Annotated in this window: 24 protein-coding genes; 12 read left to right on the top strand and 12 right to left on the bottom strand. The window is 60.3% G+C overall.

Annotated elements, in window-relative coordinates; genetic code table 11:
- The first annotated feature begins 135 nt into the window (after positions 1 to 135).
- Genes MKS11_RS13140 through MKS11_RS13125 form a run of 4 tightly spaced genes read left to right on the top strand, consistent with a single transcriptional unit; the run spans position 136 to position 4,073 of the window.
- A complete protein-coding gene (locus tag MKS11_RS13140; RefSeq protein ID WP_004180417.1) occupies positions 136 to 1,575 on the top strand; it encodes a circularly permuted type 2 ATP-grasp protein in 1,440 nt (479 codons plus the stop codon).
- Positions 1,569 to 2,498 carry an alpha-E domain-containing protein gene (locus MKS11_RS13135; protein ID WP_002910835.1) on the top strand — a complete coding sequence of 310 codons (930 nt, stop codon included), beginning with the start codon at positions 1,569 to 1,571 and terminating at the stop codon, positions 2,496 to 2,498. The genes MKS11_RS13140 and MKS11_RS13135 overlap by 7 nt, the downstream gene beginning before the upstream one ends.
- Entirely contained in the window at positions 2,495 to 3,310 is an 816-nt protein-coding gene (locus tag MKS11_RS13130) for a transglutaminase family protein (protein WP_004203291.1), read from the top strand. The genes MKS11_RS13135 and MKS11_RS13130 overlap by 4 nt, the downstream gene beginning before the upstream one ends.
- 16 nt (positions 3,311 to 3,326) lie before the next feature.
- Positions 3,327 to 4,073, top strand: coding sequence for a proteasome-type protease (locus MKS11_RS13125; protein WP_004203290.1), 747 nt, complete (start codon positions 3,327 to 3,329; stop codon positions 4,071 to 4,073).
- Positions 4,074 to 4,134: 61 nt separating this feature from the next.
- Here MKS11_RS13125 and MKS11_RS13120 read toward each other — a convergent pair whose 3' ends face one another.
- From MKS11_RS13120 to MKS11_RS13100, 5 genes are read right to left on the bottom strand one after another with little or no spacing between them, the layout of a single operon-like run.
- Complete coding sequence (locus tag MKS11_RS13120; protein WP_069135304.1) at positions 4,135 to 5,220, bottom strand: ABC transporter ATP-binding protein; 1,086 nt, start codon at positions 5,218 to 5,220, stop codon at positions 4,135 to 4,137.
- Positions 5,207 to 6,169, bottom strand: coding sequence for a carbohydrate kinase family protein (locus tag MKS11_RS13115; RefSeq protein ID WP_004203288.1), 963 nt, complete (start codon positions 6,167 to 6,169; stop codon positions 5,207 to 5,209). The genes MKS11_RS13120 and MKS11_RS13115 overlap by 14 nt, the downstream gene beginning before the upstream one ends.
- Before the next feature lie 2 nt (positions 6,170 to 6,171).
- Positions 6,172 to 7,011: a carbohydrate ABC transporter permease gene (locus tag MKS11_RS13110; RefSeq protein WP_004203287.1), complete on the bottom strand. Its 840-nt coding sequence runs from the start codon at positions 7,009 to 7,011 to the stop codon at positions 6,172 to 6,174.
- On the bottom strand, positions 7,001 to 7,909 hold the full coding sequence (locus tag MKS11_RS13105) for a carbohydrate ABC transporter permease (protein WP_017899871.1): 909 nt from the start codon (positions 7,907 to 7,909) through the stop codon (positions 7,001 to 7,003). The genes MKS11_RS13110 and MKS11_RS13105 overlap by 11 nt, the downstream gene beginning before the upstream one ends.
- Before the next feature lie 9 nt (positions 7,910 to 7,918).
- A complete protein-coding gene (locus tag MKS11_RS13100; protein ID WP_284109588.1) occupies positions 7,919 to 9,163 on the bottom strand; it encodes an extracellular solute-binding protein in 1,245 nt (414 codons plus the stop codon).
- 214 nt (positions 9,164 to 9,377) lie between these two features.
- Between MKS11_RS13100 and MKS11_RS13095 the strand changes: the two genes are divergently transcribed.
- The 3 genes from MKS11_RS13095 (at position 9,378) to MKS11_RS13085 (ending at position 12,440) form a co-directional block, all read left to right on the top strand.
- Positions 9,378 to 10,586: an ROK family transcriptional regulator gene (locus MKS11_RS13095; protein WP_004203282.1), complete on the top strand. Its 1,209-nt coding sequence runs from the start codon at positions 9,378 to 9,380 to the stop codon at positions 10,584 to 10,586.
- A 74-nt stretch (positions 10,587 to 10,660) separates the two neighbouring features.
- Entirely contained in the window at positions 10,661 to 11,647 is a 987-nt protein-coding gene (locus MKS11_RS13090) for a fatty acid desaturase (RefSeq protein WP_074384497.1), read from the top strand.
- Positions 11,640 to 12,440, top strand: coding sequence for a phosphate/phosphite/phosphonate ABC transporter substrate-binding protein (locus MKS11_RS13085; RefSeq protein ID WP_004203279.1), 801 nt, complete (start codon positions 11,640 to 11,642; stop codon positions 12,438 to 12,440). The genes MKS11_RS13090 and MKS11_RS13085 overlap by 8 nt, the downstream gene beginning before the upstream one ends.
- A gap of 47 nt (positions 12,441 to 12,487) precedes the next feature.
- Here the strand turns inward: MKS11_RS13085 and MKS11_RS13080 are convergent, their stop codons facing one another.
- The 6 genes from MKS11_RS13080 to MKS11_RS13055 form a co-directional block, all read right to left on the bottom strand.
- A complete protein-coding gene (locus MKS11_RS13080) occupies positions 12,488 to 13,831 on the bottom strand; it encodes an LLM class flavin-dependent oxidoreductase (protein ID WP_004203278.1) in 1,344 nt (447 codons plus the stop codon).
- 58 nt (positions 13,832 to 13,889) lie between these two features.
- A complete protein-coding gene (locus MKS11_RS13075) occupies positions 13,890 to 14,789 on the bottom strand; it encodes an ABC transporter substrate-binding protein (protein WP_064177671.1) in 900 nt (299 codons plus the stop codon).
- Positions 14,790 to 14,849: 60 nt separating this feature from the next.
- The gene (locus tag MKS11_RS13070) at positions 14,850 to 15,518 is read right to left on the bottom strand and encodes an ABC transporter permease (RefSeq protein ID WP_004203269.1); all 669 of its coding nucleotides are present in this window, start codon (positions 15,516 to 15,518) and stop codon (positions 14,850 to 14,852) included.
- Positions 15,518 to 16,147, bottom strand: coding sequence for an ABC transporter permease (locus tag MKS11_RS13065; RefSeq protein ID WP_004203268.1), 630 nt, complete (start codon positions 16,145 to 16,147; stop codon positions 15,518 to 15,520). Before MKS11_RS13065 ends, MKS11_RS13070 begins: the two co-directional genes overlap by 1 nt.
- The gene (locus MKS11_RS13060; protein ID WP_017899866.1) at positions 16,140 to 17,228 is read right to left on the bottom strand and encodes an ABC transporter ATP-binding protein; all 1,089 of its coding nucleotides are present in this window, start codon (positions 17,226 to 17,228) and stop codon (positions 16,140 to 16,142) included. The genes MKS11_RS13065 and MKS11_RS13060 overlap by 8 nt, the downstream gene beginning before the upstream one ends.
- Before the next feature lie 437 nt (positions 17,229 to 17,665).
- On the bottom strand, positions 17,666 to 17,788 hold the full coding sequence (locus MKS11_RS13055; RefSeq protein ID WP_032447029.1) for a hypothetical protein: 123 nt from the start codon (positions 17,786 to 17,788) through the stop codon (positions 17,666 to 17,668).
- Between the two features lie 197 nt (positions 17,789 to 17,985).
- Between MKS11_RS13055 and tdcA the strand changes: the two genes are divergently transcribed.
- The 5 genes from tdcA to pflB all read left to right on the top strand — a co-directional run bounded on the left by tdcA (position 17,986) and on the right by pflB (position 24,924).
- Positions 17,986 to 18,924, top strand: coding sequence for a transcriptional regulator TdcA (gene tdcA / locus MKS11_RS13050; protein ID WP_004203266.1), 939 nt, complete (start codon positions 17,986 to 17,988; stop codon positions 18,922 to 18,924).
- 93 nt (positions 18,925 to 19,017) lie between these two features.
- Positions 19,018 to 20,007, top strand: a complete 990-nt coding sequence (gene tdcB, locus MKS11_RS13045; protein WP_004203265.1) for a bifunctional threonine ammonia-lyase/L-serine ammonia-lyase TdcB — start codon at positions 19,018 to 19,020, stop codon at positions 20,005 to 20,007.
- Positions 20,008 to 20,032: 25 nt separating this feature from the next.
- A complete protein-coding gene (tdcC, locus tag MKS11_RS13040) occupies positions 20,033 to 21,364 on the top strand; it encodes a threonine/serine transporter TdcC (protein ID WP_004203264.1) in 1,332 nt (443 codons plus the stop codon).
- Positions 21,365 to 21,391: 27 nt separating this feature from the next.
- A complete protein-coding gene (gene tdcD / locus MKS11_RS13035; RefSeq protein ID WP_017899865.1) occupies positions 21,392 to 22,600 on the top strand; it encodes a propionate kinase in 1,209 nt (402 codons plus the stop codon).
- A gap of 29 nt (positions 22,601 to 22,629) precedes the next feature.
- Positions 22,630 to 24,924, top strand: a complete 2,295-nt coding sequence (pflB, locus tag MKS11_RS13030) for a formate C-acetyltransferase (protein WP_004203262.1) — start codon at positions 22,630 to 22,632, stop codon at positions 24,922 to 24,924.
- Between the two features lie 51 nt (positions 24,925 to 24,975).
- Here pflB and MKS11_RS13025 read toward each other — a convergent pair whose 3' ends face one another.
- Positions 24,976 to 25,122 (bottom strand): hypothetical protein, encoded by a 147-nt coding sequence (locus MKS11_RS13025; RefSeq protein ID WP_032425919.1) that lies wholly within the window; start codon positions 25,120 to 25,122, stop codon positions 24,976 to 24,978.
- Positions 25,123 to 25,388 lie beyond the last annotated feature (266 nt).

Below are 25,388 nucleotides of genomic sequence, written 5' to 3'. Positions count from 1 at the left end.
TGGTTGTTTTTTAATCAATTCAGGGCCATGGCCTCACAGCGTAACGCTGCGCCGACGCGCTGTGTGACCTGGCATAATTAATGCTTATCTCTTATCGGGATTACCACAAAGTGAGTACAACCGGAGGAGACGGCCATGATAAAAATAACGCTTCCTGACGGGCATTATTATGACGAGATGCTGACCGCCCAGGGTGAGCAGCGGCCGCACTATAATGCCTGGTGGCAATGGTTTCGCAACACCGATCAATTCTCTATCCGGCAGAAAAAAGCGCAAGCGGAACTGCTTTTTCACCGTATCGGCATCACCTTTAACGTGTACGGCGAGGATGAGGGAACCGAGCGGCTGATCCCGTTTGATAGCGTGCCGCGGATCATACCCGCCGGGGAGTGGCAGCGCATTGACCGCGGCATTCGCCAGCGGGTGAAAGCGCTGAACGCTTTCCTCTATGACATCTATCATGAACAGAATATCCTGCGCGCGGGGCTGATACCGGCCGAGCAGGTGCTGGCCAACGAGCAGTATCAACCGTGCATGCAGGGCATCAACCTGCCAAACAACACCTATGCCCATATCACCGGCGTCGATATGGTGCGCAATAACGACGGCCAGTACTACGTGCTGGAGGATAATCTGCGCACGCCGTCCGGCGTCTCCTACATGCTCGAAAACCGTAAGATGATGATGCGCCTCTATCCGGAGATGTTCGAGCAGCATCACATTGCGCCGGTGGAGCGCTACCCGAGCTACCTCCTGCAGACCCTGCGCGAAAGTTCGCTGGTGGATGATCCCTGCGTCGTGGTGATGACCCCGGGTCGCTTCAACAGCGCCTACTTCGAGCACAGCTTCCTGGCGCAGCAGATGGGGGTCGAGCTGGTGGAAAGCGCCGATCTGTTTATTAAAAACGGCGCGGTGTATATGCGCACCACCGAGGGGCCGCGGCGGGTGGATGTGATTTATCGCCGCATCGACGACGCCTGGCTCGACCCGCTGGCCTTCCGCGCCGATTCGATGCTCGGCGTCCCGGGGCTGCTGTCCGTCTATCGCGCCGGCGGCGTAGTGCTGGCCAACGCCATCGGCACCGGGGTGGCTGACGACAAATCGATCTATCCGTACGTCCCGGAGATGATCCGCTTTTACCTCGGCGAACAGCCGATCCTCAGCAATATCCCCACCTGGCAGTGTCGGAAAGCGGAGGACCTGCGCTACGTGCTGAGCAATCTGGAGCTGATGGTGGTCAAGGAGGTCCATGGCGCCGGGGGCTACGGCATGTTGGTCGGCCCGCGTTCCACCAAAGAGGAGCGGGAGGCCTTCCGCCAGCGCCTGCTTGCCAATCCGGCCAACTATATCGCCCAGGACACCCTTGCGCTGTCGACCTGCCCAACCTTCGTTGATGAAGGGCTGTCGCCACGGCATATCGATTTACGCCCCTATGTGCTTTCCGGACAGGAGATGCGGCTGGTGCCCGGCGGCCTGACCCGCGTGGCGCTGACCGAAGGGTCGCTGGTGGTCAACTCGTCGCAGGGCGGCGGAACCAAGGATACCTGGGTGATGGAGGATGACGCATCATGCTAAGTCGTACGGCGAGTGAACTGTTCTGGATGGCCCGCTACCTTGAGCGGGCGGAGAGCTACGCCCGGGTGCTGGACGTGACCTGGAAATTATCAATGATCCCCCGCCACAGCCAGCAGTCGCGGGATCTGGCGCTACCGCTGAATTTGTCAATGACCCACGAGCTGTTTCAGGCGCGCCATGCCCGCTTTACCATGAGCAATCTACTCAACTTTTTTGCCCTCGATGGCAACAACCCCTGCAGTATTTACAGCTGCGTGGAGATGGCGTGGAACAACGCGCACGCGGTGCGCGGCAGTCTGTCGGCCGAAGTGTGGGAGAGCATCAATGCCACCCGCATCGAACTGCGGACCCTCCGCCAGCAGGGGCTGGGCGAACTGGGGAGCGACGGCTTTTTCGAGTGGGTGAAAGAGCGGGTGCATCTGTTTCGCGGAGCGGTGATAGGCACGCTGCTGCGCAACGACGCCCTGAGTTTTATCGGTATCGGCACGCTGATCGAGCGCGCGTTCGCCACCACCCAGCTGCTGCTAATTAAGGATCAACAGCTGACCAACGATCCGGACCCGGTGCGCGAATACTACCGGCTGGATACCCTGCTCAATGCGGTCAGCGCCCGCGAAGCTTACAACAGCCTCTACCGCCAGCCGGTCAGTCGCGAAACGGTGATGGAGCTGCTGATCCTGCGTAACGATATTCCACGTTCGCTGCGCGCCAGCATTGCCGACCTGGTGGGCGAACTGGAGAAGATCGCCAACGATCGCTCTTATCAGCCGCTGCGCCTCGCCCATCAGCTCAACGTTGACCTGCGCTTCAGCACCCGTGACGACCTGGCGCAGGCGGACCTGCAGACCACGCTTAACGGACTGCTGGCGAGAATTAACGCCCTGTCCGACAGCATCAGACAAACCTATCTGGAGGCCTTATGAAACTGGTCATCGATCATCTCACCCGCTATGGCTACGATGAAGAAGTGAAGTTTTCCACCCAGTATCTGCGCCTGACCCCGCGCAGCACCGGACGGCAGACGATCACCGCCTGGACGCTGACCCTGCCGGACGGCGCGGCGGTGACCACTACCGACGGCTGGGGTAATGTGCTGCATGTGCTGACGCTGGATAACCCGCATAAAGAGATCACCATCCGCGCCAGCGGGATTGTCGATATCGCCGACGAGGGGGAAGAGACGCGTGATGAAGAGGCCGAGCTGCTGTCGCCGCTGGTTTTTCTGCGCAGTACGCCGCTGACCCGCGCCGATACAGCGATCCGTGAGTTCGCCCAGCGCCTCTATCGTCCCGATGCGGCGGAAGAGAGTTTGAATCAACTGATGGCGGATCTGCTGTTAAGAATGCCATACTCCCCCGGCGCGACCCAGGTCCAAGACTCCGCTGCCGACGCCTTCGCCCGGGCGAAGGGCGTGTGCCAGGATCATACCCATGTTTTTCTCGCCTGCTGCCGGGCGCTGGAGATCCCGGCGCGCTACGTCAGCGGCTATGTCTACAGCGATAACGCCCAGCATGTCGCGATGCATGCCTGGGCGGAAGTGTGGCTCGACGGCCGTTGGCTGTCGTTTGATATCACCAATAATACCCGTCGCCTGAATCAGCATCTGCGGCTGGCGACTGGGCTGGATTATCTCGACGCCTGCCCGGTACGGGGCACCCGGCTGGGCGGCGGCGGGGAGATTATGTTAACCAACGCTGAAGTGCGCGAACACAGCCAGCAGGCGCAGCAGCAATAATACGGGAATAACCGCAATGACCTACTGTGTGGCCATGTGCCTGGCGGATGGACTGGTGTTTGCTTCCGACTCCCGCACCAACGCGGGCGTCGACCATATTGCCACTTTTAAAAAGCTGCACGTTTTCCATCAGGAAGGGGAACGGGTGCTGGTGCTGCAATCCGCCGGCAACCTGGCCACCACCCAGAGCGTGATAAGCCTGCTCAGCGCGCGGATCCGTACCCAGCAGGAGCCGAACCTGATGCAGGTGACTTCCCTCTACGACGCCGCCATGCTGATCGGTAAAACGCTGCTGGAGGTGATCCAGCGCGACAGCAGCAACCAGCAAAACTGCAGTAATACTAACTTCAACTGCAACCTGTTGCTTGGCGGCCAGATCGCCGGCGAAACCCATCGTCTGTTCCATATTTATCCGGAGGGCAACTTTATTGAAGCCACCCGCGACACGCCTTATTTCCAGATTGGCGAAAGCAAGTACGGCAAGCCGATCATCGATCGGGTGCTGACCATCGATACGCCGCTGGAGCAGGCGATGTGCTGCGCCTTGATCTCCATTGACTCGACGCTGCGCAGTAATCTGTCCGTTGGCCTGCCGCTGGATACGCTGCTCTACCGCAGCGGCAGCCTGAGCAGCGCCGGGCAGCATCGCATCACCGACAGCGATCCCTACTTCAACCGCATCCGCAAGGCGTGGTCCGAGGGGCTGTTGCACACCTTCCAGACTCTGCCGGCCTGGACGCCAGCAGAGCGGGAAGGGGAGTAGCCCTGGAATACGACCTCGCCCGGAGCCCGGCCACACGGATGATGACCGGCTCCCTTCGCCCTTAACGCGTCTCCGCCAGCCGCTCGCCGCTGGCGGCATCAAACAGATGCAGGCTCTCGCAGCGGAGAGTCAGCCCCAGCGTCTGCTGCGCCGCGACCGCCACCCTGCCGGCAACCTGCACATGCACCGGAAAACCCTGCCAGTCGAGATGCAGCAGGGTGGACTCCCCCGTCACCTCCATAATGTTTACCGTTGCCAGCGCGCCATGCGCATCCGGCAGAATATCCTGCGGGCGCAGGCCGACAATCAACGGGGCATCGCCCTGGTTCGCCACCGCCTGATGCCAGCGTTCGGCCAGCGGAAACCACAGCGCGCCGCAGGCGACGCCGGGCTGGCCATTGCGCACGTCGCGCTGACCGGGCAGGAGGTTCATCGGCGGGGAGCCGATAAAACGGGCGACGAAGGTGTTGCATGGCTGGTCGTAAATGGCCAGCGGCGCCCCCTGCTGGACGATCTGCCCGTCGCGCATCACCACAATCTGATCGGCCAGAGTCATTGCCTCCACCTGGTCATGGGTGACATAGATCATGGTGGTATTGATGCGCTGGTGCAGGGATTTGATCTCCGCGCGTAGCTCCATCCGCAGCTGAGCGTCAAGGTTCGACAGCGGCTCATCGAACAGGAAAACCTGCGGGTTTCTGACCATTGCCCGGCCCATCGCCACCCGCTGGCGCTGGCCGCCGGAGAGCGCACGCGGATAGCGAGCCAGCAGTTTATCAATCCCCAGCAGGCTGGCGACCTGCTGCACTTTGTTTTTCTGCAGCTGCTTATCCACCTTTTTGACCTGCATATGAAAGGCGAGATTTTCCGCCACCGTCAGGTGGGGGTAAAGCGCATAGCTCTGAAAGACCATCGCCACATCGCGGTCGGCGGGATCCAGATCGTTGACCGGCCGCTGGTTCATCAGAATGGTGCCGCCGGAAAGCGTTTCGAGACCGGCCAGCAGGCGCAGCAGGGTCGACTTGCCACAGCCGGAAGGGCCCACCAGCACGGTAAAGCTGCCGTCGGGGATGGTGAGGTCCAGCGGCTGGAGCACCGTCTGTTTGCCGTATCGCTTGGCGACATCGATCAGTTCAACACTGGCCATCGGTGGCCTCCTCAAGGTGATGTTGCAGGGTATGCCAGTCGGGATAGCGGCGCGGGGAGGTGCCGATCGCCTGCGCGGCGACGGTATTTCCCCAGCGCAGCGCTTCTGGCACCGGTTTACCGCTTAGCAGCGCGGCAAGAAAGCCCGCGTTAAAGCTGTCGCCAGCGCCGATGGTATCGATGACGGTGACGGGCCGGGTTGGCGCATGGTGATGGCTGTCGGTCGTCCAGCAGTCCGCGCCGTCAGCGCCGCGCTTCACCACGCACCCGCCGCTGCCGCTGAGCCGTGCCGCCAGGGCTGCGGCGGCTTCGGCGAGGGTGGGGCGGGCGGCCAGCTGCTGGGTTTCAACGTCGTTGAGCAACAGCCAGTCGCAGTCGCCCAGCCAGCGGTCGACCTCATGACGCAGCGGGTCGCTCCAGCCCTGGGGCGGCCAGCCGGTATCGACGGCAAGGGTAAACCCGCGCTGGCGGAGCGTGGCGAGCAGCTGCGGATAGTCGGACAGCAGCCTGGTACAGAGAAAGGTGCCGCAGAGCAACACGATATCGCCCTCGCCAGCGGCGGCAGGCAACTGGTCCAGCACATCCCCGGCGGTCAGGCGGGTAATGTGTCCGTGGTTGCTGAGGAACGAGCGCTCTTTGTTGGGATGGGTGACCGCCACCGTCAGCGAGGTTTCACAGGGATACTGCGGCCAGCGCGCGCTATCGCCGGGAAACTGTGCCGCCAGCCACGGGGTAAACGCATCGTCGCCCTGACAGCCGACCGCGCAGTGCGGCAGCTGCATGGCGGCGGCGGCCAGCGCGCAGTTGCCAGCAGAGCCGCCGGGCCGCAGAGCGCTGTGCTCGAGCATCATCTCAGTTCCCTGCGCGGGCCAGTGGGGCAGGGTTCCCATCACTAAATCAATATTGTAATTGCCCACGATATAGAGCACAGGTGTCCTGGTGTTATCCATAGTTATCCTTTACTTCCCCCGTTGGTGAGGCCACTGACCAGCGATTTTTGCAACCAGATTGCAATCAGCAGCGGAGGGACTGAGGCGAGTATGCCTACCGCCGCCACCAGTCCGTCATCGGTGGCGCGGCCGGCGGTGAAGCCGGCGATGGTCACCGGCAGCGTTTGGGCGGCGAGGTTGCTGGTAAACAGTAGCGCATAGAAAAACTCATCCCACGCCAGCAGCCAACCGAACAGCGCGGCGGCGCCAAGCATCGGTTTCGCCAGCGGCAGGGTGATGCGCAGCAAGACTTGCCAGATGCGCAGACCGTCAAGCCGTGCCGCCTGTTCGATATCCTGCGGTAGGGTATCGAACTGGTTTTTTACCATCCACGTCAGAAACGGCACGATCAGCGAGCAATAGACCAGCACCAGTCCGCTGCGGGTGTTGAGCAGGCCAAAGTGTTCGAGAATAAAATAGAGCGGCAGCACAAAGGCTACGGGCGGCACCATATAGATGCCGAGGCCGGCGTACAGCCAGCCGTCGCGTCCGGGGTAGCGAGAAAAGCTGAAGGCGGCGGGGATCGCCAGCAACAACGAGACCAGCGTCGCGCCAGCGGCCACCAGCACGCTGTTGCCCAGCGCGGGGAGAAACAGCGCCCCGGGTTCGCCAGGGGCCAGCGACAGCAGATGGCCATAGCGGCTAAAGTCCCACTGCCGCGGGATCCACGCCAGCGGGACGCGGGTGAGGTCCGCGGTGGTGCTGACGCTCATCAAAAATAGCCACAGCATCGGGGCGAGGATCGAGACCGCCACCGCCAGCGCCGCCATGTAACGCAGCACGATGTACCCTTTACGCTTCATCATCAATACTCCGGCGCCGCTGACGCAGCAGCAAAAACAGATACAGGGCGATCAGTACGGCGCACATCAGGCTCATCAGCATGGCGTAGGCCGCGCCGCTGCCGGCGCGCAGATAGCTGAATGACTCCTGATAGACAAAAAAGCTCAGCGTTTTGGTGCTGTCCAGCGGGCCGCCGCGGGTCATAACATAGATAATGTCGAACACTTTGAAGGCATCGATGGTGCGTAGCACCAGCGCGACGCCAAGAGGGCCCACAATGGCCGGAAAGGTAATGGCGCGAAAGCGCCGCCAGGCGGAGGCGCCGTCGAGCCGCGCCGCCTCGTATAGATCGTCGGGGACGGACTGCAGCGCGGCCAGCACCAGCAGAGTGACCAGCGGGTAGTTTTTCCAGATATCCGCCAGCATCACCGCGTGCAGCGCAGAATCCGGCGAGCCCAGCCAGCTGCGATAGCTGTCAATCAGCCCCAGCTGGCTGAGCAGGGCGTTAACGCTGCCGTAGTCGGGATTAAAGTTAAGCCGCCACATCATGGCGTTGACGATCGTCGGCAACGCCCACGGCAGGATCACCAGCACCCGCAGGACATTACGCCCGACAAAACGCTGATTCAACAACAGCGCCACCAGTACGCCGATCGCCCCCTCAATCGCCACCGAGACCACGGTGAAATAGAGCGTTCGCGCGAAGGCGGCGCGAAAGTCCGGGTCGGTCAGGGCATAAAGATAATTATCCAGCCAGACGTAGTGGGTCGCCTCGCCGCTTCCCGCCAGCGCAGTATCAGTGAAACTCAGCCACAGGGTGCGCGCCAGCGGCCACGCAGTGAGGATAAACATCGCGATAAGCATGGGCGCTAACAGCACCCATGCCTGACGATGCTCGCGTCGTTGCAGACTCAGCATCACGCCTCCTTAACGCAGACGGGCCGCGCTGGTGTCGACCGACTTGAGGGCGACGTCGGGCGTGGCTTTACCCTGCAGTACCGATTGAAGCTGCTGTTGCAGGGTGTTTGACAGGCGCGAGTAATCTGCCGTTTCGGGGCGAGAGAGCATCACGTTCAACGACTTGTCGGCGGCGGCGATCAGGCTCTCCTGGCCTTTGGCAACGGCAGGATCCTGGTACGAGGCTTTCCATACCGGCAGGCTCAGTTTGGCATACTTGTCCTGTACCGGCTGGGAGGTGAGGTAGTGAATATACTGCCAGGCCTCTTCCGAATGCTGACTGGCTTTGGCGATGCCCAGCCCCATTGAACCGTTGACAGCGCCGGGTTTATCCGGGGTATCGCCTGGGGCGGGGACAATGCCAACATCACCTGCGACTTTACTCTGTTTCGGATCGTTGGCCATGTTGTACATATAGGTCCAGTTGAGCGCAAAGGCGGCGTCGCCATTGGAGAAAGCCTTACGCACATCTTCCTCAAGGTATTCACGTGATGCCGGGTTGCTCAGCCCCTGATCGAGCGAGGTTTTCATCAGCGTGACCGCTTTCAGCGAGGCGGGCGTCGAAAAATCGAGCTTGCCGTTCTGGTAGAAGCTCCCGCCGAAGCCGGAGACGAGGGTGGTGTAATCACAGACCAGCGCTTCCGCTTGCGACCAGCTCCACACCAGCGGATATTTAACGATCCCTTTGTCCTTAAGCACTTTAGCGTCGTCCATCACCTGCTGCCAGCTGACTGGCGGCGTTTTGATCCCTGCTTTGTCCAGCATGGCTTTGTTGTAGTACAGATATTTGGTGTCGAGGATCCACGGCATGCCGAGGGTTTTGCCTTGATACACCACGGTATTCATCGCCCCGGGGAAAATCTTCTCACGCTCGTCTGGGGCAATTCGTGAAGAGACATCCTGCAGCAGATCGAAGCGGCTAAACTCCGCCGGCCAGATCGCGTCGAACAGCACCACGTCGTAGCCGTTACCCCCCGCGCCGCGGGCGGCGACGATCTTGTCGTGCAGCGCTTCGTAGGGAACGAATTCGAGGTTGACCTTCACATCAGGATGTTGCTTTTCGAAATCGCTGGTCATCGCGCGAATGTCGTTTTCGCTATAGGCCGCCTGGGTCATAAACAGGGCATTAATCTGGGTCGCTGCGCTGACGCTCCCACTGATAACGAGCATCGCCAGCAGACAGGCGTTGACCCGTAGTGCGCTGTGGTATTTCATCTTTGCTCTCCGCTGTGCTGTACTGAAAGGGGTTATGATTTATTAAATCAATTTGATTGATTTAATCAGGGCGACACTATCGGCAACATCTCCCGAGTGGCCCTGGGACTAAGCGTAGCAAAGGGTATGCCATCGCGAAGGCTCGCCTGCGCGGGTCGTTGTCAGATCTGTGATGCCGGCTAAAATTTCACCAGTCCAGCCTGGAAGGGAAACGATGAAAACATCAGGTACAAACCTTGAACATGCCCGGGTGCATAACCGCCGGGTGATCATTGAGGCGGTGCGTTTACATGGCGAGCTGACCCGCGCCGAGCTGGCGCGGCTGACCGCGCTGACCCCGCAGACCGTGTCGAATATTGTGGCGGAGCTGGAGCAGATGGATCTCCTGACCAGCCACCAACCGCGGCGCGCCAGCGGCCGGGGACAGCCAGCGGTGCCGGTGAGCCTCAATCCCGCCAGCGCCTGGTCGATTGGCATCCATCTTGATCATCAGACGCTGATTGTGGTGCTGGTGGATCTGACTGGCGAGGTCCATTTTCGCCGACTCATTCTGGTGCAAAAGCCCCAGCCTGGTGCGACCTTTGCCCGCCTCGCTGAGGTGCTGGATGAGATCCGTGCGCTGCCGGCGCTGGACTGGTCGCGGGTGCTGGGGATGGGGGTTGTGATGCCGGGGCCCTTTGGCGTGGAAGGGATTTCGTCGACGGGACCCACGACGCTTAACGGCTGGGAAGGGGTCGACGTGGCGGCGGAGCTCGGGCGACTGAGCGGCCTGCCGGTGACCCTCGAAAACGACGCCACGGTGGCCGCCATTGGCGAACGCTTTCACGGCGTGGCGCGGCAGCTCAACTCCTTTGTCTATCTCTACATAGGCACCGGTCTGGGCGCCGGAATTTTTACCGATGGTCATGTGTATACCGGCCATGCTCATAACGCCGGCGAGGTCGGGCATATTGTGGTCGCGCCGAATGGTCGCCCTTGCTATTGCGGGAATGAGGGATGTCTTGAGCGCTATGTTTCCCTGCAGGCGGCCTATGAGTTTTGCGGACTCGATCCCTATCGCGCCCTGCCGGAGGATCTGCTGTCGGTGGACGCTGCGCTTTTCGACCAGTGGATCACCAGCATCCTGGCGCCGTTGCGTCAGGCGATCAATTTGCTGGAGTGCGTCTTCGATGCCGAGACGGTAGTGGTGGGCGGCATGATGCCCGCCCCGCTGCTGGAGAGAGTGCTGGCGCGTCTGCCGCCGCTGTATCAGTCCGTCCGCGGGCGTTACCTGCCGGCCCAGCGTGTCAAAATGGGGATGACCGGCACTGATACCGCCGCGCTGGGCGCCGCTGCGCTGCCGATCTTTGACGAATTTAATCCGCAGTTTCAGGTGTTGATGAAAGCGGTAAATACAAACGCGCTTTTTGGCAAAGCTAAGTAAATTAAATACTTTGTTATTTAACGTGTTATCTCACATCTTCGGAGGGAATGAGGCAACACGGCAAGGTATCGGAAGTGACGGAAAAGAAGACGGCTGTCTATGTGGATGACCAACAGCGCATCCTGATCCGCCAGCTGGCGCGCAGCTGGCTGTGGCGCAGCGAGCTGCCGACCTGGCTGCTGTTGGTGACGGTTTACGGCGGCTGGTTTGCCTGCGTGGCGGGCTGGCGGACGCTGGGCCTGTTTCCGGCCACGCTGCTGCTGATCTGGTTTACCGCCTGGTATATGTCCTTACAGCATGAGCTGATCCATGGGCATCCCACCCGGCTGGCATGGTTTAACCAGCTGCTGGGGACGCTGCCGCTGGCGGTCTGGTATCCCTATGGCGTCTATCGCGACAGCCATCTGGCGCACCATCGCAACCATCTGCTGACGCACCCCGAGGATGATCCCGAATCGTACTACGTGACCGCGGAAAGCTGGCAGCGCTTCTCAGCCTGGCAACGCCGCCTTATCCACCTTCGCAATACCTTCTGGGGGCGTCTGCTGCTGGCGCCGCTGATGGATATCGTTCACACCCTGCGCAGCGCGCTGCGGGCTTTCCGCGAGGGCGACCACCGCGCCATCGCCATGTGGAGCCTGCATCTGTTGCTGCTGACGGGCCTGCTGGCCTGGATGGCGGCGCAGGGTTTATCCCCGCTGTGGTTTGTGCTGGCGGTGAGCTACCCGGCGCTGGCCCTGACCAAAGTGCGCTCTTTTCTCGAACACCGGGCCGCGGATGACCCGCTGGCCCGCTCGGTGATCAACGAGGCCGGGCTCCCCTGGCGAGTGCTGTTCCTCAATCTCAACTACCATGCGGTGCATCATGACCTGCCAGGGGTTCCCTGGTACGCTTTACGTCAGCTGTATCTGCATCGCCAGACGGCCTATCTGCAGCGTAATCAGGGGTTCCTGGTGCGTGGGTACGGTGAGTGGCGACGCCATTTTAGCCGCCGGGCGGTGGCGGTGAACGCCCATCCGGGCTTTGGCGAGCAGGCGCAGGCGGGAGGAGAACATGGCTGAACGCATGACCTTTCCGATGTATGCCATCCACCGTCAACAGACCCAGGCTCTGTGGCAGGCGGTACAGTCGCTGCTGGCCGAACGCGGCGTGATGGTGGCGGGGGACCCGCCGGCGGATGACCCCGAGGATCTGCTGGCCCACTGGCGTCAGCCGAGGCTGTTGCTGAGTCAGACCTGTGGCTATCCGCTGGTGACCCAGCTGCCGGAGGTGCAGACGGTGGGCTGCTTCCACTACGCCGCGCCCGGTTGCGAAGGGCGCCGCTACCGCAGCCTGCTGGTGGTCCGCGAAGCGGATAGTCACCGGATGCTGGCGGACTTTTTTGGCCGCCGGGCCGTGTGCAATGCCGAGCACTCGCAGTCCGGCTACAACGTGCTGCGCAAAATGGTCGCGCCGCTCTCGCGGGAGGGGCGATTTTTTTCGGCTGTGGTGTTTAGCGGCAGCCATCGGCAATCGCTGCGCGAGCTGCAGCAGGAAAACGCCGATATCGCCGCCATCGACTGTGTGACCTACGCTCTCCTGCAGCGACATCAGCCGCAGGCCCTGGCAGGACTGGTGGCGATCGGCTGGAGCCCGGACGCGCCAGGGCTGCCGCTGATCACTGCCAGCGCCACCCCGGCTTCGACGCTGAACAGCCTGCGCGAGGCGCTCCAGCAGTTAGTGAGCGATGCGCGCTATCGTTCACTGTGCGACGCCTTGCTGATCTGCGGCTATAGCGATATGTCGCGGGAGGCCTATGCTCCGCTGCTGGCGTGGCGGGATGAGGCCGCGGCGCAGGGAGTCAGCCAGCTATAGGTAAAATGCCCCGGCCAGCGATCTGCGCCGGGGCGGGTCATGGCAGACTACGGCGTCGGCGGTAACGCGGGGCGGGAAGGGGCGGTGAAGCGGTTTGCCACCGCCGGCAGACCGAGCTTTTCACGCAGGGTGCCGGGCGGATAGCGGTCACGCATGACGCCGTTTCGCTGCAGAAGCGGCACCACCTGGTCAACAAAGCGGTCAAAGTCTCCCGGCAGCAGCGGGAACATCAGGTTGAACCCATCGGCGGCGCCCGCCTGCCAGGTCTCCGTTAAGGTGGCGGCAATCTCCTCGGCGCTGCCCAGCAGCAGCCAGCTATCAGAACTCTGTAATAACAACTTCCCCAACTCCAGCAGAGTGAGCCGCGGATCGTACTGGCGGATAAGCTTCAGCGCGGTACGGATGCCGTCAAAGCTCTCTTCATCAGGGAGCGGCGGCAGGGGCTGGTCCCTCGGCAGGGCGCTGAGATCCATTCGAAGATAAGAGGAGAGCAGATCGATAGCCATCTGGTCGCTCATCAGCTGTTCGTTAAGCTGCTGGCGGGCCGCCTTCTCCTCGTCGGAGTTCACCACCACCGGCAGGACCCCGGCGATGATTTTGAAATGGGCCGGATCGCGCCCGTGCTGGCGCAGCCGTTGATTCATCTCTTCGCGATAGGCCAGCCCCTCGGCGATCGAGTGAATAAACACGAAGTGCATATCGGACCAGGCGGCGGCCAGCGCTTTCCCTGCTTCCGAAGAGCCGGCCTGCACCAGCAGTGGATGGCCCTGCGGCGGGCGAGGGACGTTGAGCGGGCCGCGCACGCGAAAGTACTCGCCCTGATACTCGAGATGATGCACCTTGTCGGCATCGGCAAATAATCCGCGCGCTTTATCGAAGATCGCCGCGCCATCTTCCCAGGAATCCCACAGGCGAGTGACCACGTCGATGAATTCATTGGCCCGCTGGTAGCGCGTGCCGTGGCGGGGAAGCTGCTCCAGACCGAAGTTTGCTGCTTCTTCTTCCAGCCACGACGTGACCACATTCCAGCTTGCCCGGCCATTGCTGAGGAAATCCAGCGAGGCAAAGTAGCGAGCCAGGTTATAGGGTTCGTTATAGGAGGTGGACGCGGTGGCCATCAGGCCGATATGCTCCGTCACCGCGGCGAGGGCGGAGAGCAGCGTCAGGGGTTCAAGCCGGGCGTTGGCGTAGTGGGTCAGGCCGCTGGGCACCGTATCCCACACCGCGATATGGTCGGCGACAAAGATAGCGTCGAGGGTCGCCGCTTCGGCCTTGCGCGCCAGACTGGCGTAATAGTTGAGGGTAAATATATCCGCTTCAGGCGCGTCAGGGTGACGCCAGGAGAAACGGTAATCCCCCTGTGGGTTATAAAAGAACAGGTTCAGGATCATGTGTCGGGTAGACATAGCGTGGACTCGCGGCTGAACGCCATCCGTGGCGGAGTGAAGGTCAGTGTTGGGATAGGTTGGCATTCACCCACTGGTCGGCGACGGCCGCTGGATCTTTATGCTGAAGATCTACCTGCTGGTTGAGGGCAATCAGCGTGGCATTGTCCAGTTTGCCGGAGACTTCATTGAGCACGGCGCCGATCTCCGGCGTCAGACTGGCTTTGCGCACCAGCGGCACCACGTTCTGACTCGGTTGCTCATGTTTATCATCTTCCAGAACCACCCATTTCTCCTTCGCCAGATTGCCCTGGGTGGAGACGACCGTCGCGACGTCGATTTTGCCCGAATTGAGCGCCAGCCGGGTCAGCGGCCCGCCCATGTCCAGCGATTTCACTGCTTTGAACTCAAGACCATAGACGCGTTTCAGCCCCGGCAGGCCCAGGGCGCGTACCGCCAGCTCCGGCGGTCCGCCGATCACCAGCTGCGGGGCGATGGGCTTCAGGTCGGAGAGGGTGCGCAGATGGTATTTCTCCGCGGTCTCGGCACGTACCGCCCAGGCGGTGATCGAGGTGGCCGGGGCCGGGTTCAACAGAGTGAAATTGGCAGGCAGGACCTGAGCCAACTCAGCGCTGACGTCCTGCTGGCTGGTGGCCTCGGTTTTGCCGTTATAGAAATTGAGCAGGGCGCCAAGATATTCCGGAACGATATCGATCTCACCGCTCTGCAGCGCCGGAATAATAATTTCCCGGTTGCCGAGGTTGAGACGGGTGTTGGCCTCGATATGATTTTTCTTTAGCGCGCTGGCGTAGATGTTGGCGAGAATGGAACTTTCGGTAAAGTTGGCCCCGCCCACCGTGACGCTGGCGGCATAGGTGTAAACGCTCAGGCTGAACAGCCCGGCGGCCAGCAACGAGAGACGAAATCGACGGGCGGTGACGGCCTTGCCAAATAATTGCTTCATAATACCTCTTTTATTTTCAGGTTAATCAGCGCCAGGCGCTGGGGTCATGTCAGTGTCACGCTAATAAGGCGCGGCAATACGGCGATGAACCAGGCGGCCGGCGCAGCGGGCGAAAAGCAGTTCGCCGCCTATCGCCAGCAGGGAAACCACCAGCGAGCCGCCGATCACCTGCGGGATATCCCGTTGCCCGAGTCCGTCGATCAGAAATCGTCCCAACCCGCCCAGACCGGCATAGGCTGCGACCACCGCCGTGGCGATAAGCTGAACCAGCGCGGTGCGCACTCCGGCGAGGATCAGCGGCGCCGCCAGCGGGATCCGCACCTGCCACAGGCTTTGCCAGGGGGTCATGCCCAGCGCGATGGCCGCATCGCACAGCGGGCGGTCGGCGTGATAAATCCCCACCCAGGTGTTAGTGAGAATCGGCGGAATAGAAAGCGCGATAAGCGCCGCCAGCACCGGGATATCGTTAAAGCCAAAAACGATGATGCATAATAAAATCAGCCCTAACGAAGGGATGGCGCGGCCAAGATTAAACAGGTTGATCACCACGAAGGCGCCTTTGCGCCAGTAGCCCAGGGCGATACCAAGCGGCAGGGCAATGGCGCAGGCCACGGCCATGCTGACCAGCACGTAATAAAGGTGTTGGCCCAGGCGCAGCAGGATGCCCTCGTCGCCCAGCCAGTGCTCCGGCTGGGTCAACCAGTGAAAGGTGGCGAGAAGCAGTGTCATCATTTCGTCCACGGCGTTAGCCAGTCGCCGAGACGGGCGATCAGCCCGTCAAAGACCAGCGACAGCAGCAGGCTCAGGACCAGGCTGACGATAATCGGCGTCAGAAAGTCCTGATTAAAACCCGCCAGCAGCAGCTGTCCCAGCCCGCCCTGGCCGATCAGCGCGGTGACGGTGACCAGGCCGACCAGCGTTACCGAGGCAATGCGCAGCCCGGCAAACAAGGAGGGCAGCAGCAGCCACAGCTCGATATCGAAGAAGCGGAATCCCCGGGTGTAGCCGAGCGCCCGCGCCGACTCCAGCGCCGCCTGTGGCAGCTTTTCTATGCCGGCCAGCATGTTGCGCAACAGGATCAGCAACGAGTACAGCGTCAGGCCAATCAGCGAGGTAGTCAGCGACAGCCCGGTAAACGGCAGCAATAAAATAAAGAGCGCCAGCGAGGGAATGGTAAACAGCACGCCGCAAAGGGTGATGAGCGGCTGCGCCGTCGCGGGCCAGCGCAGGGTAATGGCTAACAGGCCGCCGGTGAGCAGGGAGCCGAAAAGTAGCGCCAGCAGGACCATCCGCGCATGCTGCCAGAGGAGATCGCCGATCATCGCGCGGTTATCGATAACCCAGCCCCAGTCAATCATGAGGTCTCACTCCCACCGCGCCGTCGAGCACTTGCTGCAGCAGGGCGTGAGACACCGCCCCCTGGTATTGTCCTTCGCCATCCACATGCACCAGCACGCCGGTCGCCACGTCGAGCAGCGCGCTATAGGCAAAACGCAGGCTGTGGCTGCTGGCGAGCGGGCGCTCCACCGGCAGGGTGAGACCCCGCAGCGGATCAAACCAGTGCAGCGGGCGTCGCTGGCGGTCAAGCACCAGGCGCAGCGGGCTGGCCAGCGGTGGATGGGCGCTGGCGATCGGCGTTAGCGCTTCGTCGAGCAGGGGGACATCATGACGCGGCAGCTGGCCGACCTGTATCATGCCCAGCCGCTTCAGATTGGGTTCCGGACCAATAAAGCGGCGCACGAACTCGCTTGCCGGGTGGGCCAGAATACGGTCGGGGGTATCAAACTGCGCCAGCACGCCGCCTTCCTGGAAAATGGCGATTTTATCGCCGAGACGGATCGCTTCATTGATGTCGTGGGTCACCAGTACAATGGTTTTCTGCAGCCGCTGCTGCAACAGCAACAGCTCGTCCTGGAGGCGTTCACGGACCACCGGGTCGATGGCGGCGAAGGGCTCATCCATCAGTAAAATCGGCGGATCGGCGGCGATGGCGCGGGCGATGGCTACGCGTCCCTGCTGGCCGCCGGAGAGCTGATGCGGATAGCGGTGCAGCAGATGGCTGTCGAGCGACATCAGCGCCACCAGTTCGTCAATGCGCGCGCGGATCCGCGCTTTGCTCCAGCCCGCCAGCCGCGGTACGGTGGCGATATTTTGCGCCACGGTACGATGGGGAAAGAGCGCGGCGCTTTGCATCACGAAGCCGATCTGGCGGCGGACCTGGATAATATCAGCGTCAGCGAGGCGGACGCCCTGAATATAGACGTCGCCGCTGTCGGGAATATCCAGCTGGTTAATCATGCGCAGGATAGTCGTTTTTCCGCAGCCGCTCGGGCCGACGAAGGTGCAGAATTCGCCATGATCAATATCCAGACTGAGGTTGCGAATGGCCGGCTGGGCGCTGCCTGGGTAGGTTTTGCAAAGATGCGTTAATTTAATCATGGTGGAATTCAACACTCTGAATAATAAAGTCCTGACCCGGATAAAGTAGCGCCGGGATCCTGGCTCAAACTACAGAGCGCCTGCGGGGAGGGCAAATACGTTATTTGCATTTGCATAGTGAAAAGCTGGTTAATCAGTTGCGGTGGAAGAAAAGCCGGAAGGTTGTTTTATGGATTTGTGATCGGCAACACAAATGACTCTAAAGCGGCCACCGTAAAAAATAAATTACCAGGGTTGATTTTAATCAAAGTATGACCGCCTGCGATAGGGCGGAAAAAGCCGTACCGTCCGCCGCACAAGAAAAACTAAATTGTGAATATAATGTTTCTTTTATGTAAATAATGCCTGTGCCCTTTTCCCGCCCGCCGCAGATAAAATGTGATGCCAAACCGACTTGTCGTTAAATAAGGGCGTTGATTACGTCTGCTTTTTATTCTTTACAGCATTAATTTAATTTTCGGCTCTCTTCTCACCCTGACAGCGTTGGTTAAATAGCGTGCAAAAGGCGTATTTTTTATCGCCATTCTGCCGTCGATGTTATTGCCATCAATTATTTTTATCCCCGCATTCGGTCACGACAAAAGGCGTGCAAATAGCGTTCATGATGCTTTTAATGTATTGATTTTAATTTATTTATTCTGACTTGTGACTCTTGCTCATCCGCCGCGGCGGAGCCTTTGTGAGAGCTCTCACATAACCCGGTGATCGCGATTTGTTACACTTTCCGCCGTCAACAAAGGAATGAAAGCGAGACGTGATGAATACTTTTTCTCTGCCTAAAACTCAGCATCTGGTGGTTTTCCAGGAAGTGATCCGCAGCGGGTCAATCGGGGCTGGAGCAAAAGCGTTAGGACTCACTCAGCCGGCGGTCAGTAAAATCATTGGCGACATGGAAAGCTATTTTGGCAGCGAGTTAATCGTTCGGCGAAATACCGGCGTCTCGCTCACCGAGGCCGGGCAGGTATTTCTTAACTGGTCAGAGACAATCACCCGTGAAATGAAAAATATGGTCAATGAAATGAATGCCCTGACCAACAGCACGGTAGTGGATGTCTCCTTTGGTTTCCCCTCGCTGGTGGGGTTTACCTTTATGTCGGAGATGGTGCATCAGTTCAAAATGACCTTCCCCAAGGCGCGGGTCTCAATGTATGAGGCGCAGCTCTCCGCCTTTTTGCCGGCAATCCGCGACGGCCGCCTCGACTTCGCCATCGGGACGCTGAGCGATGAGATGAAGCTGCAGGACCTGCACGTCGAGCCGCTGTTTGAGTCTGAGTTTGTGTTGGTGGCGAACCGGGCGCGGATCGGCAACGGCACCGTCCGCCTGGCCTCGCTCCAGCACGAACAGTGGGTGCTGCCGGAGACCAATATGGGTTACTACAGCGAACTGCTGACCACCCTGCAGCGCAGCGGCATCCGCCGCGAAAATATCGTCAATACCGATTCGGTGGTGACGATCTATAACCTGGTGCTCAATGCCGATTTTCTGACGGTCATTCCCTGCGACATGACCACGCCGTTCGGCTCGAGCCAGTTTGTCACCATCCCCATTAAAGAGGCCTTGCCGGTGGCGCGCTATGCGGCGGTGTGGTCGAAAAATTACCGGCTGAAAACCGCGGCGGCGTCGCTGGTGGAGATGGCGAAACAGTATTCATCGGGGCAGGGCAACCGCCACTGGCAGCCAATAGAAATTGCCTGACTGATAGTTATTAAATAACCCAACACCCATCCTCGCTGTTATCAGCAGGATGACGCCCGGTTATTGACTTTATCTTAAGAAACAGAGGCCATCATGCATATTACCTACGATCTTCCGGTATCGATTAACGATATTCTCGAAGCGAAACAACGCCTGGCAGGAAAGATATATAAAACGGGTATGCCGCGCTCGAATTATTTTAGCGAACGCTGCAAGGGGGAAATATTTCTTAAATTCGAAAATATGCAGCGCACGGGCTCATTTAAAATTCGCGGCGCCTTTAATAAGCTCAGCGGGTTAACCGCGGCGGAAAAACGCAAAGGGGTGGTGGCCTGCTCAGCGGGCAACCACGCCCAGGGCGTCTCGCTCTCCTGCGCCATGCTCGGCATTGACGGGAAAGTGGTGATGCCGAAAGGGGCGCCGAAATCGAAAGTCGCCGCCACCTGCGATTATTCGGCGGAGGTGGTGCTGCATGGCGATAATTTTAACGATACCCTCGCCAAAGCCAGCGATATTGTTGAACTTGAAGGCCGTATTTTTATTCCCCCCTATGACGACCCGCAGGTTATTGCCGGGCAGGGCACCATCGGTCTCGAAATATTAGAAGATCTGTATGACGTGGATAATGTCATCGTGCCGATTGGCGGCGGTGGCTTAATTGCCGGCATCGCGATTGCGATTAAATCCATTAACCCGACGATCCGTATTATCGGCGTGCAGTCGGAGAATGTTCACGGTATGGCCGCCTCCTGGTACGCCGGAGAGATCACCAGCCATCGCCACGCCGGCACTTTAGCCGATGGCTGCGATGTCGCCCGCCCGGGGAAACTGACCTATGAAATCGCCCGCCAGCTGGTGGATGACATCGTCCTCGTCAGTGAGGACGACATTCGCCAGAGCATGGTCGCCTTAATTCAGCGCAATAAAGTGATCACCGAAGGGGCCGGGGCCTTGGCCTGCGCCGCGTTATTAAGCGGCAAATTAGACAGCTATATCCAGAACCGCAAAACGGTCAGCCTGATTTCCGGCGGCAATATCGATCTCTCGCGGGTCTCGCAAATTACGGGTTTTGTTGACGCTTAATTCAATACAGAAGTGAGGACAGGATATGAGTACGACTGAGAGCATTGCATCCAGCCAGACAAGCCTTTCGTCCTGGCGTAAATCTGACACCACCTGGACCCTGGGCCTGTTTGGCACCGCTATCGGCGCCGGGGTACTGTTTTTCCCCATCCGCGCCGGCTTCGGCGGGCTGATCCCGATCCTGGTGATGCTGGTGCTGGCCTATCCCATTGCCTTCTATTGCCATCGGGCGCTGGCGCGGCTGTGCCTGTCGGGGGCTAACCCCTCCGGCAATATCACCGAAACGGTGGAAGAGCATTTTGGCAAAACCGGCGGGGTGGTGATCACCTTTCTGTACTTCTTCGCCATCTGCCCGCTGCTGTGGATTTATGGCGTCACGATCACCAATACCTTCATGACCTTCTGGGAGAACCAGCTACAGATGCCGGCCCTCAACCGCGGGGTGGTGGCGCTGCTCCTGCTGCTGCTGATGGCGTTTGTCATCTGGTTTGGTAAAGACCTGATGGTCAAGGTGATGAGCTATCTGGTGTGGCCGTTTATCGCCAGCCTGGTGGTGATCTCCCTGTCTCTGATCCCTTACTGGAATAGCGCGGTGATTGACCAGGTGAACCTCAGCGATATCGCCTTAACCGGTCATGACGGCATTCTGGTGACAGTATGGCTGGGCATCTCCATTATGGTGTTCTCCTTCAACTTCTCGCCGATCGTCTCCTCGTTTGTGGTCTCCAAACGCGAAGAGTATGAAGCGCAGTTTGGCCGGGAGTACACCGAACAAAAATGTTCGCAGATTATCTCCCGGGCCAGCATGCTGATGGTGGCGGTGGTGATGTTCTTCGCCTTCAGCTGCCTGTTTACCCTCTCGCCGCAGAACATGGCGGACGCCAAGGCGCAGAATATCCCGGTGCTCTCCTATCTGGCGAATCACTTTGCCTCGATGTCGGGCACTAAATCCACCTTTGCCACCCTGCTGGAATATGGCGCGTCGATTATCGCCCTGGTGGCCATCTTCAAATCGTTCTTCGGCCACTATCTCGGCACCCTCGAGGGGCTGAACGGGCTGATCCTGCGCTTCGGCTATAAAGGGGATAAAACCCGCGTCTCCAGCGGCAAGCTCAATACCCTGAGCATGGTGTTCATCATGGGCTCGACCTGGGTGGTGGCGTATGCCAACCCCAATATCCTCGACCTGATTGAGGCCATGGGCGCGCCGATTATCGCCTCGCTGCTGTGTCTGCTGCCGATGTACGCCATTCGTAAAGCGCCTTCGCTGGCCAAATACCGTGGCCGTCTCGACAACCTCTTTGTGACCGCTATTGGTCTGCTGACCATCCTCAACATCGTTTACAAACTGTTCTAATCCGGCTCAGGCCACGCGGAGTACAACATGACTGAATTTCCGGTAGTTCTGGTGATCAACTGCGGCTCGTCGTCGATCAAATTTTCCGTGCTGGACGCCGCCAGCTGCGACTGCCTGCTCAACGGCGTGGCCGAGGGCATCAACGCAGACCAGGCGTCTCTCTCGCTTAACGGCGGCAAACCGGTGGCGCTGGCGCCGCGCGGCTACGAAGGCGCCCTGCAGGCGATTGCCGGGGCATTAGCCCAACGCGACCTCATCGGCAGCGTGGCCCTGATTGGTCACCGCGTCGCCCACGGCGGCGACCTCTTCACCGAGTCGGTCATTATCAGCGAGGAGGTTATCGACAATATTCGCCAGGTGTCGTCCCTGGCCCCCCTGCATAACTACGCCAGCCTCAGCGGCATCGCCTCGGCGCAGCGGCTGTTCCCGGAGGTGATGCAGGTGGCGGTCTTTGATACCAGCTTTCACCAGACCCTGGCCCCGGAAGCCTTTCTCTATGGTCTGCCGTGGGAGTATTACCAGAACCTCGGGGTGCGCCGCTATGGCTTCCACGGCACCTCGCACCGCTATGTCTCCCGGCGCGCCCTGGCGCTGCTCGGGTTGCCGGAGCAGGAGAGTGGTCTGGTGATCGCCCACCTGGGCAATGGCGCTTCGGTCTGCGCAGTGCGCAACGGCCGCAGCGTAGACACCTCGATGGGGATGACGCCGCTGGAGGGGCTGATGATGGGCACCCGCAGCGGCGATGTCGACTTCGGCGCCATGGCGTGGATTGCCGCGGAAACCCGGCAGACCCTCAGTGACCTGGAGCGGGTGGCCAACACCGCCTCCGGCCTGCTGGGGATCTCCGGCCTTTCCTCCGACCTGCGGGTGCTGGAGCAGGCCTGGCATGAGGGCCATGCCCGCGCCCGCCTGGCGATCAAAACCTTCGTCCATCGCATCGCCCGCCATATCGCCGGCCACGCCGCCGCGCTGCAGCGTCTCGACGGCATTATTTTTACCGGCGGGATTGGCGAAAACTCGGTGCTAATCCGCCGGCTGGTAAGCGAGCGGCTGGCGGTCTTTGGCCTTGAGATGGACGCCGCCCGCAACCAGCAGCCCAATTCGGACGGTGAGCGTCTGATCTCCGCCGACGGCAGCCGGGTGCGCTGTGCGGTTATCCCCACCAATGAAGAGCGCATGATTGCCCTCGATGCGATCCGCTTAGGCCGGATCCACACCGCGGCGGCGCTGGCCTGATTTTTTTATTCTGTAGAGAGACGATGTTCATGAAAGTAGATATCGACACCCACGACGCACAATACGCCGACGCCTGGCAGGGCTTTCGCGGTACGGCGTGGCAAACGCAGATTAACGTTCGCGACTTTATTCAGCATAACTACACCCCTTACGAGGGCGATGAGTCTTTCCTCGCCGACGCGACGCCGGCCACCACCGCCCTCTGGGAGCAAGTGATGGCCGGGATCCGCGTCGAGAACGCCACCCATGCGCCGGTGGATTTCGACACCAATGTCGCTACCTCCATCACCGCCCACGCGGCGGGCTATATCAACCAGCCGCTGGAAAAGATCGTCGGCCTGCAAACGGACCAGCCGCTGAAGCGCGCTCTGCATCCCTTTGGTGGCATCAATATGATCAAAAACGCCTTCGAGGCCTATGGTCGCGAAATGGATCCTGACTTTGAGTATCAGTTTACGGCGCTGCGCAAGACCCACAATCAGGGCGTTTTTGACGTCTATTCCCCGGATATGCTGCGCTGCCGTAAATCCGGGGTGCTGACCGGGCTGCCGGACGGCTACGGTCGCGGACGGATCATCGGCGATTACCGCCGCGTGGCGCTGTACGGCATTCGCTTTCTGGTCCGCGAACGTGAGCTGCAGTTTGCCGACCTGCAGCCAGCCCTGGAGCGCGGCGAGGCGCTGGAGGCCACCCTGCGCCTGCGCGAAGAGCTGGCCGAACAGCGGCGCGCGCTGCTGCAGATGGAGGAGATGGCGGCCCGCTACGGCTGCGATATTTCCCACCCGGCGCGCACTGCCCGTGAGGCGGTACAGTGGCTCTACTTCGCCTACCTGGCGGCAGTGAAGTCGCAGAACGGCGGCGCCATGTCGCTGGGGCGCACGGCCACCTTCCTCGACATCTATATTGAACGCGATCTGCGCGCCGGCTTACTGAATGAGGAGCAGGCCCAGGAGCTGATTGACCACTTCATCATGAAGATCCGCATGGTGCGTTTCCTGCGCACCCCGGAATTTGATTCGCTGTTCTCCGGGGATCCCATCTGGGCGACGGAAGTGCTGGGCGGCATGGGGCTGGATGGTCGCACCCTGGTCAGCAAAACCACCTTCCGCTATCTGCATACCCTGCACACCATGGGCCCGGCGCCGGAGCCCAACCTGACCGTGCTCTGGTCGCAGGCGCTGCCGGTGGCGTTTAAAAAATACGCCGCCCGGGTCTCTATCGCCACCTCGTCGCTGCAGTATGAGAACGACGATCTGATGCGCAGCGATTTCCACAGCGACGACTACGCCATCGCCTGCTGCGTCAGCCCGATGGTCATCGGCAAGCAGATGCAATTCTTCGGCGCCCGCGCCAATTTGGCCAAAACGTTGCTCTACGCAATTAACGGCGGGATGGATGAGAAACTGAAGATCCAGGTGGGGCCGAAAACCGCGCCGCTGCGCGATGAGGTGCTGGACTACGACACCGTGATGGCCAGCCTCGACCACTTTATGGACTGGCTGGCGGTGCAGTACATCAGCGCGCTGAACATCATCCACTGCATGCATGATAAATACAGCTACGAGGCGGCGCTGATGGCCCTCCACGACCGCGACGTTTACCGCACGATGGCCTGTGGCATCGCCGGCCTGTCGGTGGCGGCGGATTCGCTGTCGGCAATAAAGTACGCCCGGGTGAAGCCGGTACGCGACCATCACGGGCTGGCGGTGGACTTTGTCATTGAGGGGGATTATCCGCAGTATGGCAACAACGACGATCGCGTCGATGCCATCGCCTGCGACCTGGTGGAGCGCTTTATGCGCAAAATTCAGGCGCTGCCCACCTGGCGCCAGGCGGTGCCGACCCAGTCGATCCTGACCATCACCTCCAACGTGGTGTACGGGCAGAAAACCGGCAACACGCCGGACGGACGTCGGGCGGGGACGCCGTTCGCCCCGGGGGCCAATCCGATGCATGGCCGCGATCGCAAAGGGGCGGTGGCGTCGCTGACCTCGGTGGCGAAACTGCCGTTTACCTACGCCAAAGATGGCATCTCGTACACCTTCTCCATCGTGCCGGCGGCCCTCGGCAAAGCGCCGTCGGCGCAGGAAAATAACCTGGTGGGGCTGCTGGACGGCTACTTCCATCACGAGGAGACGGTGGAGGGGGGACAGCATCTCAACGTCAATGTGCTGAACCGGGAAAAGCTGCTCGATGCGATAGAACATCCGGAGCAGTATCCGAATCTGACGATCAGGGTCTCCGGCTATGCGGTCCGCTTTAACGCGCTGACCCGCGAGCAGCAGCAGGATGTGATCTCCCGAACGTTCACCAGCCAACTCTGAGCGGCCGCCGGGCCACAGGGGAGCCCTTAACGGGCTCTCCTGTTATCATCTTCACATTACCGCAACAAAATAATCACCACTGTTGATCATATTCGCATTTTTGCACCACGCTGGCGCGCAGCGAGCGCTAACTGCATCTATGTTTAGCTCACGGGCCGGTACGGATACCGCGTTGTCCGGCTCGCCACGTGATGGCAACCGATCTCCTGACCTGAAAGGGAATGCGCCCTTGCCGGATGCGGCACGGGTTGCCGTCGCGTGCGCACCGACCGGGGCGTCCGCTCTCCGGCGCGCCCTCTCTACCTGGCGGGATTTTTGCTTCTTCCACCCTGGCCGTCCTGGCGCTGCGCCTGCGTCGGCACCACACGGTAAGTGATATTTTCTGCGTCATTCCATGACGCCAGGCTCTAAATCGCTGAGGAATATCCGAATGTCTTTGAAACTGAAAACAATGACGCTTCATG

It is taken from the genome of Klebsiella sp. K5-45 (assembly GCF_030128605.1).
GTDB classification, from domain to species: Bacteria; Pseudomonadota; Gammaproteobacteria; order Enterobacterales; family Enterobacteriaceae; genus Klebsiella; species Klebsiella quasipneumoniae.
The sequence above is the reverse complement of the archived record's forward strand: the minus strand, read 5'-3'. Positions and strand labels throughout refer to the sequence as shown.

Excerpts from the sequence above, each read along its gene's own strand:
- MKS11_RS13135 (WP_002910835.1), top strand. The coding sequence starts at position 1,569 with ATGCTAAGTCGTACGGCGAGTGAACTGTTCTGGATGGCCCGCTACCTT.
- MKS11_RS13095 (WP_004203282.1), top strand. The coding sequence starts at position 9,378 with ATGAAAACATCAGGTACAAACCTTGAACATGCCCGGGTGCATAACCGC.
- tdcA (WP_004203266.1), top strand. The coding sequence starts at position 17,986 with ATGAATACTTTTTCTCTGCCTAAAACTCAGCATCTGGTGGTTTTCCAG.
- MKS11_RS13110 (WP_004203287.1), bottom strand. The coding sequence starts at position 7,011 with ATGAAGCGTAAAGGGTACATCGTGCTGCGTTACATGGCGGCGCTGGCG.
- MKS11_RS13120 (WP_069135304.1), bottom strand. The coding sequence starts at position 5,220 with ATGGCCAGTGTTGAACTGATCGATGTCGCCAAGCGATACGGCAAACAG.
- MKS11_RS13100 (WP_284109588.1), bottom strand. The coding sequence starts at position 9,163 with ATGAAATACCACAGCGCACTACGGGTCAACGCCTGTCTGCTGGCGATG.
- MKS11_RS13075 (WP_064177671.1), bottom strand. The coding sequence starts at position 14,789 with ATGAAGCAATTATTTGGCAAGGCCGTCACCGCCCGTCGATTTCGTCTC.
- MKS11_RS13060 (WP_017899866.1), bottom strand. The coding sequence starts at position 17,228 with ATGATTAAATTAACGCATCTTTGCAAAACCTACCCAGGCAGCGCCCAG.
- MKS11_RS13085 (WP_004203279.1), top strand. The coding sequence starts at position 11,640 with ATGGCTGAACGCATGACCTTTCCGATGTATGCCATCCACCGTCAACAG.
- MKS11_RS13080 (WP_004203278.1), bottom strand. The coding sequence starts at position 13,831 with ATGATCCTGAACCTGTTCTTTTATAACCCACAGGGGGATTACCGTTTC.
- pflB (WP_004203262.1), top strand. The coding sequence starts at position 22,630 with ATGAAAGTAGATATCGACACCCACGACGCACAATACGCCGACGCCTGG.
- tdcC (WP_004203264.1), top strand. The coding sequence starts at position 20,033 with ATGAGTACGACTGAGAGCATTGCATCCAGCCAGACAAGCCTTTCGTCC.
- MKS11_RS13125 (WP_004203290.1), top strand. The coding sequence starts at position 3,327 with ATGACCTACTGTGTGGCCATGTGCCTGGCGGATGGACTGGTGTTTGCT.
- tdcB (WP_004203265.1), top strand. The coding sequence starts at position 19,018 with ATGCATATTACCTACGATCTTCCGGTATCGATTAACGATATTCTCGAA.
- MKS11_RS13115 (WP_004203288.1), bottom strand. The coding sequence starts at position 6,169 with ATGGATAACACCAGGACACCTGTGCTCTATATCGTGGGCAATTACAAT.
- MKS11_RS13105 (WP_017899871.1), bottom strand. The coding sequence starts at position 7,909 with ATGCTGAGTCTGCAACGACGCGAGCATCGTCAGGCATGGGTGCTGTTA.
- MKS11_RS13130 (WP_004203291.1), top strand. The coding sequence starts at position 2,495 with ATGAAACTGGTCATCGATCATCTCACCCGCTATGGCTACGATGAAGAA.
- MKS11_RS13070 (WP_004203269.1), bottom strand. The coding sequence starts at position 15,518 with ATGACACTGCTTCTCGCCACCTTTCACTGGTTGACCCAGCCGGAGCAC.
- MKS11_RS13065 (WP_004203268.1), bottom strand. The coding sequence starts at position 16,147 with ATGATTGACTGGGGCTGGGTTATCGATAACCGCGCGATGATCGGCGAT.
- MKS11_RS13140 (WP_004180417.1), top strand. The coding sequence starts at position 136 with ATGATAAAAATAACGCTTCCTGACGGGCATTATTATGACGAGATGCTG.
- tdcD (WP_017899865.1), top strand. The coding sequence starts at position 21,392 with ATGACTGAATTTCCGGTAGTTCTGGTGATCAACTGCGGCTCGTCGTCG.